The organism is Mucilaginibacter flavus (assembly GCF_030409315.1).
Classification (GTDB): Bacteria; Bacteroidota; Bacteroidia; order Sphingobacteriales; family Sphingobacteriaceae; genus Mucilaginibacter; species Mucilaginibacter flavus.
In genome coordinates, this window is the sequence record NZ_JAUFPS010000043.1 from 141,104 (window position 1) to 154,546 (window position 13,443).

Genomic DNA, 13,443 nt, shown 5'->3' on the forward strand with positions numbered 1-13,443 from the left:
CAAAATTAAAAAACGATGTTATCAAGAAGAGGATTTTTAAAAGCAGGTGGATTAACCCTGTTTGGCGTTGGTTTAATGGGGGGGATACCGGCTTTTATTGCCGAGGCTGCCGCGCAGGACAAAATCATTGCGCCTTATAAAAAAGGTAAAACCCTGGTGTGCATTTTTCAGCGCGGCGCGATGGATGGACTCATGGCAGTCATTCCCTTTACAGATCAGTACCTTAAACAGGCTCGCCCCGGGTTGTTTATGGATGCCGCCAAAACAGGGAACGATAACCCATTGATTGATCTGGATGGCACGTTTGGTTTGCATCCATCTATGAAAGCTTTTGAACCGATGTTTAGGGAAAAAAGGTTAGGCATTGTACATGGCATAGGCTCGCCCAATAATACCCACTCGCATTTTGACGCGCAAGACTATATGGAAAGTGGCACTCCATTTAATAAAGGTACCGCCAGTGGTTGGCTTAACCGGGCGGTGGGATTGTTAGGGCACGATGCTTTAACTCCTTTTACGGCTGTAAGCCTTACATCGGCCTTGCCGCGATCTTTTTATGGTGATAGCCCTGCTGTGGCTATTAGCAACCTGCAGGATTTTGCCTTGCAGATGCGTGGTAATCCAATGGGGGCTAACCTGGCGGCTAAGAGCTTTGAGGAGCTTTATGATCAAACCGCGCCCGGTTTATTGAAAGATACTGGCAAAGAAAGTTTTGATGCTTTAAAAATGCTGCAAAAGGCCGATATTAAAAACTATGCGCCTGCCAACGGAGCCGTTTACCCAAATTCGGCATTGGGTAATTCATTGAAACAGATAGCGCAGTTAATAAAAATGAATGTGGGCTTAGAAGTTGCCTTTGCCGAATCAAATGGATGGGATACCCACTTTAACCAGGGCACAGGCAATGGTATTTTTGCCCGTAATGTAGCCGATTTGAGCAATAGCATGATGGCCTTCTGGACAGACATTGGCAGCAACTACCAGGACGATGTAACCGTAATGACCATGACCGAATTTGGCCGCACCGTTCACCAGAATGGAACAGGAGGTACTGATCATGGCCGGGCCTCCTGCAATTTTATTTTAGGTAACGGCGTAAACGGAGGCTTAGTACATGGCAACATGCAACCGCTTGCAACAGAAAACCTGGAGGATGGCCGCGACTTAGCCGTTACCACCGATTTTAGAAATGTATTTAGCGAGGTAGCGGATAGGCACCTGAAAATAAATAATGATAAAGTTTTATTCCCGGATTTTGTAGCTAAACCAATAGGAGTGTTCAAAATATAAAAGCCAAAATTAGCCTAAGGGATTGCCTCGCTATTACTAATATGTAAGTTTTTTTGTTCATGGGTAAACTGTTAGGATTTTAATAATTTATAATGAAACCATAGCGTTATTTAAATTGTTAGTGTAATTTAGCATTAATCGTTGCGATTTCTATTGTGACATATTAAGGATAATTCTTAAAATTACACATGAACAAAAACTATTATGCCATTATTATGGCAGGCGGAATAGGTAGCCGTTTTTGGCCTATTAGTCGTACTTCGTACCCTAAGCAGTTTATTGATATTCTGGGAACCGGTAAAACCTTAATTCAAAATACCTACGAGCGTTTCCTTAAAGTTTGCCCCAAAGAAAATATTTATGTAGTAACCAACGAGAATTACACCAAGCTGGTGAAAACGCAGCTTCCGGATATGGAAGATCAGCAGATATTGACCGAGCCTGTAATGCGTAATACAGCCCCATGCGTTGCTTATGGTTGTTTTAAAATAGAAAGTTTAAACGCCGACGCGGCCATTGTAGTAGCTCCCTCAGATCAGCAGATATTGGATGAAGATGCTTTTGTGAGCGCGATACTTAGATCTTTGGAAACCGCTACAACAAACGATTGCCTGGTAACTTTAGGTATTAAACCATCAAGGCCAGATACCGGTTACGGATATATTCAGTACACCGATAACACTATCAATGAAGATTTTCATAAAGTAAAAACCTTTACCGAAAAGCCTAATCTGGAGATAGCCAAAACGTTCATCCAAAGTGGCGATTTTTTATGGAACGCGGGTATATTCGTATGGTCGGCAAAGGCAATAGTAAAAGCATTTGAACAGCACTTACCCGAAATGAGCGAGATCTTTACCGATGCAAGACCATATTACAATACTGATAACGAAAGAGCGCATATAAACCATGCCTATCAGCAATGTATCAGCATTTCGATAGATTACGGGGTAATGGAAAAAGCAAACAATGTTTACGTATTGCCATCAGATTTTGGCTGGAGCGATTTAGGCACCTGGGCGTCAATTTATGACCTTGCCGAAAAAGACTACGTTGGCAACGCGGTAATTCCAGCTGAAAAGGTGATCATGTACGATTCATCAAACTGCATGGTAAACGTACCGGGCGAAAAGCTGGTGATTTTAAAAGGTCTGCATGACTTTATTGTAGTAGAAGCCAACAACACCCTGCTCATTTGCCCGCGCGATCAGGAGCAAAATGTAAAGCAGGTAGTAGCTGATGTGAAGAGTAAGTTTGGAGCGAAGTATATTTAGCCCCAGCCTTCAGAGGGAGAACTTTTGAATGCGATATTTCTTAAACAAAGCCCATTTTCTTTAGTAAGAAATGGGCTTTGTTCATTAGAAGCACGTAAGTTAAAAATCTTCTTCTTTAGGGGGAGGCCTATAATAAAATAGTACCCGCGGCTACTGTTTCATTCGTTGCTTCATCAACCAATATGAGTGACCCTGTGATGCGGTTTTTGCGGTATTCATCAAAAACAAAGGGTTGAGTGGTGCGCAAACGTACACGGGCCATCTCGTTCATTTTTATATCGCCTGCATCTTCCTGTTTCTCCATGGTGTTAATATCAAGTTTGTAATAAACGTCCTTGATAATAGCCATAGCCTCACGTGTTGTGTTTTTAACAAAGTATTTAGCTCCGGGGCGCGGGCCGCGGGCAGCCATCCAGCAAAGCATAACTTCTATGTCTTGACTTACAAATGGTTCGCTTTCATTTTTTACAATCATATCACCGCGGCTTACATCAATATCATCCTCTAAGGTGATAGATACAGACATTGGCGCAAAAGCTTCTTCAACCGGGCCGCTAAAGGTATCGATAGATTTTATAGCCGATGTTAAGCCTGATGGTAACACAGTGATTTTGTCGCCAGGTTTAAAAATACCACCTGCAATACGGCCGGCGTAGCCACGGTAATCATGGTATTCATCTGCGTGCGGACGGATCACTGTTTGCACAGGGAAACGGGCATCCAGGTGATTTTCATCGCTGCTGATGTGAATAGTTTCGAGGGTGTGCAACAAGCTTTCGCCTTTATACCATGTCATGTTTTCAGATTCGTTAACCACGTTATCGCCATTAAGCGCGCTGATAGGTACAAAACGAATATCTGTTACATCAATCTTAGCTGCAAAATCCTCATACTGCTCAACAACCTTATTAAATACTTCTTCCGAGTAATCAACCAGGTCCATTTTGTTAATACAAACAATAATGTGCGGAATTTTTAACAATGAAGCGATGAACGAGTGCCTGCAGGTTTGTTCAACAACACCTTTACGGGCATCTATTAACACCAAGGCAACATTTGCGGTTGATGCGCCTGTAACCATATTGCGGGTATATTGAATATGGCCCGGGGTATCGGCAATAATAAATTTACGTTTTGGGGTAGCAAAGTAACGATAAGCCACATCAATAGTGATACCCTGCTCCCTTTCAGAACGCAAGCCATCGGTAAGCAGGGAAAGGTCAACATGCTCCAATCCTTTGCGCTCGCTTGATTTCCTTACGGCTTCCATCTGGTCCTCAAAAATGGATTTGGAATCGTAAAGTAATCTTCCTATAAGTGTGCTTTTGCCGTCATCTACACTGCCGGCTGTTGTAAAACGTAATAATTCCATTGTATATGTCTTGCAATTAGCCTACGCCAAATGCTTATTGATCAAATTAAAAATAACCTTGTTTTTTCCTGTCTTCCATTGAGGTATCTGAGCGTTTGTCGTCGCTGCGGTTACCACGCTCGGTACTACGGGTGGCCGATACTTCGGCAACAATTTTTTCCAGGGTATCCGCGTCAGATTCAATGCCACCGGTAATGGTGATATCGCCCAGGGTACGGAAACGCATCAGCTTGTTTTCAACAAACTCGCCATCGCGCAGTGACAAAAACTCGGATGCGGGTAGCCATGTACCATCACGATAAACGGCGTTGCGGTTATGTGCAAAGTACAAGGATGGGATATCGATGTTTTCCTGTAAAATATAGTTCCAGATATCCATTTCGGTCCAGTTACTTATCGGGAACACCCTAAAGTGTTCGCCCATACGTTTGCGACCGTTAAAGATATTCCAAAGCTCAGGGCGCTGGTTTTTAGGGTCCCACTGGCCAAACTCATCGCGGTGCGAAAAGAAACGCTCCTTCGAACGTGCTTTTTCTTCATCGCGGCGGGCACCACCAATGGCAGCATCTATTTTATGCTTTTCAATGGCATCAAGCAGGGTAACAATTTGTAATTCGTTACGGCTGGCATTAATGCCGCTTTCTTCAACAGCGCGGCCTTTATCAATAGCTTCCTGTACCGAGCCAACTATCAATTGCACCCCTAATTTTTCAACAAGGCTGTCCCTAAATTCCATCGTTTCCGGGAAGTTATGACCAGTATCTATATGGATAAGTGGCATAGGGATTTTGGCAGGCCAGAAGGCTTTTTTTGCCAGGTGAGTAACTACAATAGAGTCTTTACCGCCCGAAAACAGTATAGCAGGTCTATCAAACTGGGCAACCACTTCCCTTATAACGTAAATGGCTTCAGATTCTAATTCCTGCAGATGAGTAAGAGAATATTTATGCATGGTACCTTAAAAACCCGCTAAATCCACCTAAATAGTAGTATTTAGCATTTAAACTGCAATATTAGCAAATTTATGCTAATGTTGAGGCGTTTAATCGCATTTAAAAATCAGATGAACAATAAATCAGGCTGGTGTTTGTGACGCGTTCTGTACAGCGCCGATCATCTTTTCAATAAGATCCGCTTCCTGCGCGTTAAACCAATTGAATTGCTCATCGCGCCTAAACCAGGTGAGCTGCCGTTTGGCAAAGCGGCGGGTGTTTTGTTTAATCATTTCAACCGCTTTATCAAGTGTTGTTTTTCCGTCGATGTAGTCGAAGATTTCGCTATAACCAACGGTATTTAAAGCGTTATATTGGCGATAGGGTATAAGGGCCTCCACCTCGGCCAACAAGCCCTGTTGCATCATTAAATCAACCCTTAGGTTAATACGGTTGTAAAGCACCTCGCGGGGCATATTTAAAGCCAGCTTGATGATGTTAAAGGGCCGTTTGTTTACAGTAGCTTGCCGGTATGACGAGATTGGGTTGCCGGTACTTTCAAAAACTTCCAATGCCCTGATGATACGTTGTGGGTTGCCCAGGTCAACTTCGCTATAATATACAGGATCGGCCAGTTTGAGTTTTTCCTGTAAGTGTATAATTCCTTTTTCTTCCAGTTCCAGGTTCAGTTTTTCGCGAATGGCCGGATCTGCAGATGGCAGATCGTCAAAGCCTTCACAAATGGCTTTAATATACAGGCCCGATCCTCCTGCCAAAATAACATAGTCATGTGTTTTGAAAAGTTCATTGAGCAAGGCAAGCCCCTGTTTTTCAAAATCGCCTACCGAAAAAGGCTCGGTAATGGAGTGTGAGTTGATAAAGTAGTGTGTGGCCTGGCTTAGTTCTTCATCGCTGGGTTTGGCGGTACCAATACTCATCTCCCTGAAAAATTGCCTTGAATCGGCCGATACCACCACTGTATTGAAGTGTTTGGCCAGCTCAATTGCCGCCGCTGTTTTACCAACGGCTGTTGGTCCGGCTACTACAATGAGGGTTTTGGTGGGAGGGGGCATCGACTTATATTAAAACGTCATTGCGAGGTACGAAGCAATCTCCAGACTTTACAGAGCGAACCTGAATGTTTGATCTGCTTGTGTTGAGATTGCTTCGTACCTCGCAATGACGGGTATTTAATTTATTTGTATCTTATTAAGATTAATAATCATCGCCACCACCGCGGTGCGATCTTTCATCTTCTTCGTAGTTATCGTCATCGGCAAACTCGTTGCCAAACTCATCGTCTTCTTCTTCGTCCTCGCTTGTTTTTTCCTCAGGTAAATCAGCGTCGGTATCAGTAACTTCAGAGAAATCTTCGGCATCCTCCGGGTTAAAGGCCATTTCGTTTAAAAAGTCCAGGTCGTCATCAGCTACCGCGGCTGTTGCGGCAGGTGTAAACACATTGCCGAATTGTTTCGGCGCTTCGCCAACAGATTTGATCACCGCCGGGTACACCACGCCTGGCGCATCATCTAAAATAATTTTCATCAGTTCTACATGAAAATCAAATGGACGGTCGAAATTAAAGGTGTAATAAAATTTTTGATGCGGATCATCAATAAAGCTCAACAGCTTTACCTTGCTCATCAAAGAAATGCCCCTGTCTTTTCTTTTTTGATTTGGCAAATAGGTTATTTCCTCACCCTTCATCCATTGATCATTACTGATATAGAATGATGATGAAAATTCGGGATCATAACCGGTAGATTTGTGTATTGCGCGGTGAAGATCCTCGAAGGTTTGATTCGATTTCACATCAATCTCTCGCATCACGTCATCATAATCTTCAAAAGTAACCCTGAACCTGTATAGTGCCATTTTTTATAAAATTTTTAATGGGGACAAAAATAGTGTTTTAATTCAATTTGTGTTTGCCACAACTTTTAAGCCAATTTCTAAACCTTTGGCAATTGTGTACTTTATGGCGGCCTCACGCTCATTCGGGATTTCGCCCTCCAGGATAGCTTCGCGTATCTGATTTTTGATAATTCCTACTTCGCGGCCTTCTTTTATGCCAAAAAGCTGCATAATATCAATACCGGTAACCGGCGGCTGCCAGTTGCGGATGCTATCGCGCTCTTCAACATCTTTTAATTTTTGCTGAACAAGCTCAAAATTGTTACGATACTTTTTAACCTTGTATTCATTTTTTGTGGTGATGTCTGCTTTACACAACAGCATCAGCCCCTCAATATCATCGCCTGCCTCAAAAAGCAACCTGCGCACTGCCGAATCTGTAACGATGGATTGCGATAACACTATCGGCCTTAAATGCAGCTGAACCAGTTTTTGCACCTGCTTCATTTTTTCGTTAAGCGGGAGTTTTAACTGGGCAAATATTTTAGGCACCATGCGGGCACCTTTATCCTCGTGACCGTGAAAGGTCCAGCCGTGGCCCGGCTCAAAACGTTTGGTAGCCGGTTTAGCAATATCATGTAAAATGGCAGCCCAGCGCAACCATAAATCGTCGGTGGTTTCGCAAATATTATCAAGCACTTGAAGGGTGTGGTAAAAATTATCTTTGTGGCCCTTTCCGTCGATATAATCAACCCCGTATAGACCGGCCATTTGCGGGAAAATTTTATGCAGCAAGCCGGTATCAAACAGGTAATTGAAACCGATAGACGGTACTTTGGATAAGATAATCTTGTTCAACTCATCGCTAATGCGTTCCTGCGATATAATGCTGATTCTGTCGGCGTTGTTTTTTATGGCGTTTACCGCAAGTTCATCAATCTTAAAGTTAAGCTGCGATGCAAACCTGATCGCGCGCATCATCCGCAAAGGATCGTCAGAAAAAGTTTCGGCGGGGTTAAGTGGCGTGCGGATCAGTTTTTGGTCCATATCGGCCATGCCATCAAAAGGATCAAGCAGTTGGCCAAAAGTATCCGGATTAAGAGATATCGCCAGGGCGTTAATGGTAAAGTCGCGGCGCTTTTGATCGTCCTCTAAAGTGCCGTTTTCCACAATGGGCTTGCGCGAATCGCGGCGGTACGATTCTTTGCGGGCGCCTACAAACTCAATTTCCAGGTCGCGGTATTTAAGCGATGCCGTACCAAAGTTTTTATATACAGTTACTTTTACTTTGAGTTTAGCGCCAACAGCCTCGGCAAACTCAATGCCGTTGCCTAAAACTACTATATCAATGTCTTTAGATGGACGTTTTAAAAAAATATCGCGAACAAAGCCACCAATAGCATAGGCCTGTACATTATGCTGTGCCGCAAGTTTTGATATAACAGAAAATACAGGGTGCTGCAGGTGGTGTTGCATAGTGGTGAAACGCTAAAACTAAAAACCTAAGCTTTAAAATTTAAATCCTAAAATTTCGGTTTTTAAATAAAAGTCAAAGGTAAGGTTAAATTCTAAACTCTAAATTGGATATTGAAATTCGAAGAGAGAATGAGGATAATAGTGAATTATATTATTGTAGATCAACTAAAACCGGCATACGGTAGTGACTTTAAAAAAGACGAATAGAGTTGTTTCGCCAATTTCACCTCATAATCTCAATTGCGAATACACTGTATTCGCAATTGAGATGAAGCTTATAAAAAGTAATAATTCGACTTGACCGTAAATCTCGATTCAGATTCAAAAAATCTTAACTCTTGATTCTAACCTCTTGGTTCTTTTACCTACGAATAAACTCAAAGCTACCATCTGGCGCCAGCTTCATAATGGTTGATGGGTTTTTAATCTCTTTGCTGTGCTGTTCTAAATCAACTACGTAATCAACCCCATCAATAACTTCCTGGTCTATTTGTGAAAAATACTGGGGTGAGGGTTTGCCGCTAATATTGGCCGATGTAGAAACCAAGGGCTTGCGCAAACGCTGAATAAGCTGCTTACAAAAATCATGATTACACACCCTGATAGCTGCGCTTCCATCCGGTGCTATTACTGCTGGCGATAAGTTTTTAGCGCCCGGCATTACCAGGGTTAACGGGTTTTCTGCATATTCTATCAGATCGTAAGCCAAAGGGTTTACTTCCTGTACGTAGCTTTCCAATTTATTTTCGGTATCCAGCAAAATGATCATGCTTTTGGCCTCATCGCGCTGTTTAAGGCGAAAGATTTTTTTAATCGCTTCTGTATTGCTGGCATCGCAGCCAATACCCCAAATGGTATCGGTAGGGTATAGGATAATGCCGCCTTCCTGTAATACTTTAAAGGCTTTGGCAACTTCGTCTCTAAGCATAATTTAATGTGTTTGTGTAAACCTGCTGCAATTGCAGGGCCAGTTTATCGTCGTTAAAATTTTCGGCATATTCCAGGCCGTTGGCTGTCATGGTTTGCCTTAGGGCCTCATCGGTGAGCAGCTGGTTAATCAATTGAGCCAATCCATCAGCATCGTCAGGGTCTACATACCTGCTGTGTATTCCGCCCGCTTCTTCAAGGCAGGAGCCGCGGCCGGCAATAACGGGGGTGCCCGAATTTAGGGCTTCCAATACCGGGATGCCAAAACCTTCGTAACGTGATGGGTAAATGAATATGGATGCTAACTGGTAAATAACAGGCAGTTCATCAAAGGGAATGTCTGTTAAAAAAATCACCCGGCTGGCAAGGTTATTAGTTGTTATATAGTTGTTTACCTCGTTAGCATATTTTTTAGGCTTGCCAACCACCACCAGCGGAACATCTGCCGGGGTGTTTTTTAAAGCCTGTACTATAAGCAAAAGGTTTTTACGCTCCTCAATAGTCCCTACGTTAAGCAGGAATTTATCTGGTAAGTTATACTTGGTTTTTACCGCGAGTTTTTGCTCATTACTTTTCAAAGCTTTAAAAGCAACGTCGCATCCCTGGTAAACTACTTCAATTTTATCGGGATTGATGTAAAGCAATTCAACCAGGTCATCCTTAGTTTTTTGACTTATGGCTATGATCTTATCGGCTACTTTACAGGCATGCTTTACTTTGATGAGGTAAATGCGGTAGTTAAACCAGCCAAATTGCTTAGGATAGCGCATAAATATCAAATCGTGAATAGTTACTACCGATTTTATGTTCTTACGATCTATCCCTAACGGTAACTCATGACTAAGCCCGTGGTACAGCTCAATGCCGTCGCGCTGTAAATCTTTTACTATTCCTTTGCTGCGCCAGCGTTTTGTGAAAAATTTACGTTGAGGAGTAATTGTTTGAATGTTGCCATGATCGCCTAAAAAGTTGAGGCGCTGGTTAGCTTTCGCTTTTGGAGTATATAAAAAATAGGAGTTTTCGGGGTGAAAGTATGCCAGCGATTTGATTAGCCAGCGACTATAGTTGCCCAGGCCGGTGTTATTATAAAAAGCCCTTTTAGCATCGTATCCTATCTTCATATTTTTAGATATGAGATATGAGATGTGAGATATAAGATTAAAAACAACGGCGTTTTGCAGCTGTCTTACATCTCATATCTCACATCTCAAGTCTAAATTAAACCGCTACGTTATTTTCCCTTAAAGCATCGTTCAGGGAGGTTTTTTTGTCGGTTGATTCTTTGCGGGTGCCAATGATGAGGGCACAAGGCACCTGGTATTCGCCGGCAGCAAATTTTTTGGTATATGAGCCAGGGATCACTACCGAACGGGCAGGAACACGGCCTTTATATTCAACCGGGGTTGATTGCGTAACATCAATAATTTTAGTTGACGCGGTTAAAACCACATTAGCGCCTAACACAACCTCGCGTTCCAGGTGCACACCTTCAACAACAATAGCTCTTGACCCTAAAAAGCAGTTATCTTCAATAATAACAGGTGCAGCTTGTAACGGCTCCAATACACCGCCAATACCAACACCACCGCTAAGGTGAACGTGTTTGCCAATTTGCGCGCACGAGCCTACGGTTGCCCAGGTATCAACCATGGTACCTTCATCAACATAAGCGCCAATGTTTACGTACGATGGCATCATAATAACACCTTTAGCTAAATGGGCGCCATAACGGGCTATAGCATGAGGTACCACACGTACGCCGGTTGCCTTATAATCGGTTTTTAACTCCATTTTATCATGAAAAACAAACGGGCCAACTTTAACTTCTTTCATTTGGCGGGTAGGGAAATAAAGAATAACCGCTTTCTTTACCCACTCATTCACATGCCAGCGTGAGCCAATCAGCTCTGCCACGCGTAATTCGCCTTTATCTAAACGTTCAACAACGGTTTCAATGGCAGTAACATACTCATTATAGTTTAGCAGATTCCTGTCTTCCCAGGCATCTTCAATAAGTTTTTTAAGATCTTGCATTGGTGAAATAACTTTTGGCAAATTAAAGGAATTTTAGGGAGAATTACTTGAATTTAGGAGAATGTGTTTGCGTAAGGTTTGTATACATTTTTAATTATAAATGTATTTGATGGTGGCAAAGTAATTGAAAAAGGAAATAGTGTTGTGCTGAACATAGTTTTTGATTGCTTTTTAAGCTAATTGCACTGATTTTTAGCTATGTATATTGCATTATAGTAAATTTTATGTGTATAATTGCTTTACAAAACCACATTAGTTCTCAACCTAATTCCCCCGATCATGAATGCTATGGCTATCTTCTGCGTTGTTCTGTTGGCAATCTCCTCATTGCTGATTTTGGGCATCGTTTTTTTCAGTTTCCTTAAATGGATCAAAAAAAATTATTATCCAACCTGGAAATTCCCCGATTACTTTAGTGTTGGCTATGCAGAATACCTGTACCACAAATACATCAAAAAAGATTTACAGGCCTGGCTGGATAAGCAATAGAAATTGCATAAAGCGGGGCAGGTTCATTTTCGGCATTAAAATATTCAAAGCACGGGTAAATCATTAATTTTGCGTAGCAGATTTACTTTGCTCAAAATTGAATGATCTTTAACTATGCCCGAAAAAGAAAAATTAAGAATAGATAAGTACCTGTGGGCTATCAGGGTTTTTAAAACCCGTACCCTGGCTTCTGACGCCTGTAAAGCCGGACGAGTGAAGTTAGATACCAAAAATATAAAACCATCATACGAAGTGAAAATTGGTGATACCTACCAGGTATCAAAAGGACCCGACCGAAAGGTAATACGGGTTACCGGTTTGCTTGAAAACAGGGTAGATGCCAAAAAAGCGGTTGACTATTACCTTGATGTTACTCCTGTTGAACAAACCCAGGCCTTTAAATCGATGTTTCACGCGCCGATATTAAAACGGGATCGTGGTACCGGCCGCCCAACAAAAGCCGACCGTAGGGAAATTGACGATTTAAAAGATAATTTTTTTGAAACGGAGGATGAGGATTGAATTTGAAGATTTTTAAATCTTCAAATTCTCAAATTAATACTTTGTCTTATTTTCCTCGGTTTCCCAAAGTTTGAAAGCTGGTAACGCTTCATCCCGCAGCAGTTGCGTAAAGGGGAGTTTCCTGTTATGCATGGGGCTTTCCAGCTCATCGTATATGGCGTGGTCGTCAAAACCTATGGCGGCTGCATCGGCTTTGGTATTGGCGTAATAAACTTTATCAATACGGGCCCAGTAAATGGCACCAAGGCACATGGGGCAGGGTTCGCAACTGGTATAAATTTCACAGCCCGATAGGTCATAGGTGCCCAGCTCCTGGCAAGCCAGACGAATAACCGAAACTTCAGCATGGGCCGTAGGATCATTGGTTGGTACTACACGGTTGGCACTGCGGGCCAAAATCATCCCGTCCTTAACTATCACCGCACCAAAAGGACCGCCCATTCCCTGCTTTACATTATATTCTGATAGCTCAATAGCTATACGCATAAATTTTTCGTGTGCCGTGTTTTCCATAGTTCTCTAAATTAAAAAACCTCAACCGAAGTTGAGGTTTTATTTTGTCTGAATCAGAATTTTCAGAATTTTAAAATTTTCAGAATTTCATTTGCACATCTGCACATTTGAAATCTGCATATCTGCATATCTGCAATATTATTTTTTCTCCTTAGCGTAAGCGTCGTTTAATCTTTTGATTACATCGGCAGTAACATCTAAAGATGGATCGCCATATAATACGGTTGGGTTTGCTTTTGAGTATAACAATACCAATTTATAACCTTTTTCTTTAGCGTATGCTTTGGCAAAGTCGGCTATTTTGTCGTATTGTTTTGCGCTTTCTGTTCCTTGCAGGTTTTGAAATTCGGCAGTAGCGTTTTGCTGGTAGCCTTGTAATTCCTGTTGTTTACGTTGTAAGCGTTGCTCAGTAGCCTGGCGCTGATCGGCCGGCAAAGTAGCCGCGCCTTTTTGGTATTCAGCAACTTCACGCTGAAAAGCCTGGCCTTTTGCCTGCAGGTCGCTTTGTGAAGCTTTACCTTTTTCTTCTAAACGTTTGTTCATATCCTTAGTATACTCGTATTTACTTAATAAAGTATCTGAGTTGATATAAACTATGGTTTCTTTACTGTCAACTGTGGTGGCAGTTGTAGCAGCCGGTTTATCGGCAGTTTTATTTTGATTACAGGCTGCCAGGCTACCTGTAAGTATAATTCCAAATGTGAATGCTGTTAAAATTGAAGCCCTTGTTTTCATTATCTCAATAAAAAATTTAAAAAAG

14 protein-coding genes are annotated in these 13,443 nt (G+C 42.2%); 4 read left to right on the forward strand and 10 right to left on the reverse strand.

What is annotated here, in order from left to right:
- Nucleotides 1-15: 15 nt before the first annotated feature.
- A complete protein-coding gene (locus QWZ17_RS23060) occupies nucleotides 16-1,290 on the forward strand; it encodes a DUF1501 domain-containing protein (protein WP_290307676.1) in 1,275 nt (424 codons plus the stop codon).
- Between the two features lie 188 nt (nucleotides 1,291-1,478).
- Nucleotides 1,479-2,564, forward strand: a complete 1,086-nt coding sequence (locus QWZ17_RS23065) for a mannose-1-phosphate guanylyltransferase (RefSeq protein WP_290307677.1) — start codon at nucleotides 1,479-1,481, stop codon at nucleotides 2,562-2,564.
- Between the two features lie 127 nt (nucleotides 2,565-2,691).
- Here QWZ17_RS23065 and cysN read toward each other — a convergent pair whose 3' ends face one another.
- The 8 genes from cysN to QWZ17_RS23105 form a co-directional block, all read right to left on the reverse strand.
- Nucleotides 2,692-3,936, reverse strand: a complete 1,245-nt coding sequence (gene cysN, locus QWZ17_RS23070; RefSeq protein ID WP_290307678.1) for a sulfate adenylyltransferase subunit CysN — start codon at nucleotides 3,934-3,936, stop codon at nucleotides 2,692-2,694.
- 46 nt (nucleotides 3,937-3,982) lie between these two features.
- Nucleotides 3,983-4,888, reverse strand: a complete 906-nt coding sequence (gene cysD, locus QWZ17_RS23075) for a sulfate adenylyltransferase subunit CysD (protein WP_290307679.1) — start codon at nucleotides 4,886-4,888, stop codon at nucleotides 3,983-3,985.
- Nucleotides 4,889-5,011: 123 nt separating this feature from the next.
- Nucleotides 5,012-5,941 carry a tRNA (adenosine(37)-N6)-dimethylallyltransferase MiaA gene (gene miaA / locus QWZ17_RS23080; RefSeq protein WP_290307680.1) on the reverse strand — a complete coding sequence of 310 codons (930 nt, stop codon included), beginning with the start codon at nucleotides 5,939-5,941 and terminating at the stop codon, nucleotides 5,012-5,014.
- Between the two features lie 142 nt (nucleotides 5,942-6,083).
- On the reverse strand, nucleotides 6,084-6,743 hold the full coding sequence (locus QWZ17_RS23085; protein ID WP_290307681.1) for an IS1096 element passenger TnpR family protein: 660 nt from the start codon (nucleotides 6,741-6,743) through the stop codon (nucleotides 6,084-6,086).
- Nucleotides 6,744-6,785: 42 nt separating this feature from the next.
- Nucleotides 6,786-8,198, reverse strand: a complete 1,413-nt coding sequence (locus QWZ17_RS23090) for a CCA tRNA nucleotidyltransferase (RefSeq protein WP_290307682.1) — start codon at nucleotides 8,196-8,198, stop codon at nucleotides 6,786-6,788.
- A gap of 361 nt (nucleotides 8,199-8,559) precedes the next feature.
- Nucleotides 8,560-9,126, reverse strand: a complete 567-nt coding sequence (locus QWZ17_RS23095) for an L-threonylcarbamoyladenylate synthase (RefSeq protein ID WP_290307683.1) — start codon at nucleotides 9,124-9,126, stop codon at nucleotides 8,560-8,562.
- Nucleotides 9,119-10,246 (reverse strand): glycosyltransferase family 4 protein, encoded by a 1,128-nt coding sequence (locus tag QWZ17_RS23100; RefSeq protein ID WP_290307685.1) that lies wholly within the window; start codon nucleotides 10,244-10,246, stop codon nucleotides 9,119-9,121. The genes QWZ17_RS23095 and QWZ17_RS23100 overlap by 8 nt, the downstream gene beginning before the upstream one ends.
- A gap of 97 nt (nucleotides 10,247-10,343) precedes the next feature.
- Nucleotides 10,344-11,159, reverse strand: a complete 816-nt coding sequence (locus tag QWZ17_RS23105) for a 2,3,4,5-tetrahydropyridine-2,6-dicarboxylate N-succinyltransferase (protein WP_290307686.1) — start codon at nucleotides 11,157-11,159, stop codon at nucleotides 10,344-10,346.
- Nucleotides 11,160-11,438: 279 nt separating this feature from the next.
- On the opposite strand from QWZ17_RS23105, the gene QWZ17_RS23110 reads away from it, so the two are divergent.
- Complete coding sequence (locus QWZ17_RS23110) at nucleotides 11,439-11,648, forward strand: hypothetical protein (protein WP_290307687.1); 210 nt, start codon at nucleotides 11,439-11,441, stop codon at nucleotides 11,646-11,648.
- Between the two features lie 114 nt (nucleotides 11,649-11,762).
- A complete protein-coding gene (locus tag QWZ17_RS23115; RefSeq protein WP_290307688.1) occupies nucleotides 11,763-12,170 on the forward strand; it encodes an RNA-binding S4 domain-containing protein in 408 nt (135 codons plus the stop codon).
- Between the two features lie 33 nt (nucleotides 12,171-12,203).
- On the opposite strand, the gene QWZ17_RS23120 is transcribed toward QWZ17_RS23115, so the two are convergent.
- A complete protein-coding gene (locus QWZ17_RS23120) occupies nucleotides 12,204-12,683 on the reverse strand; it encodes a nucleoside deaminase (protein WP_290307689.1) in 480 nt (159 codons plus the stop codon).
- Between the two features lie 138 nt (nucleotides 12,684-12,821).
- Nucleotides 12,822-13,418 carry an OmpH/Skp family outer membrane protein gene (locus QWZ17_RS23125; protein WP_290307690.1) on the reverse strand — a complete coding sequence of 199 codons (597 nt, stop codon included), beginning with the start codon at nucleotides 13,416-13,418 and terminating at the stop codon, nucleotides 12,822-12,824.
- Nucleotides 13,419-13,443 lie beyond the last annotated feature (25 nt).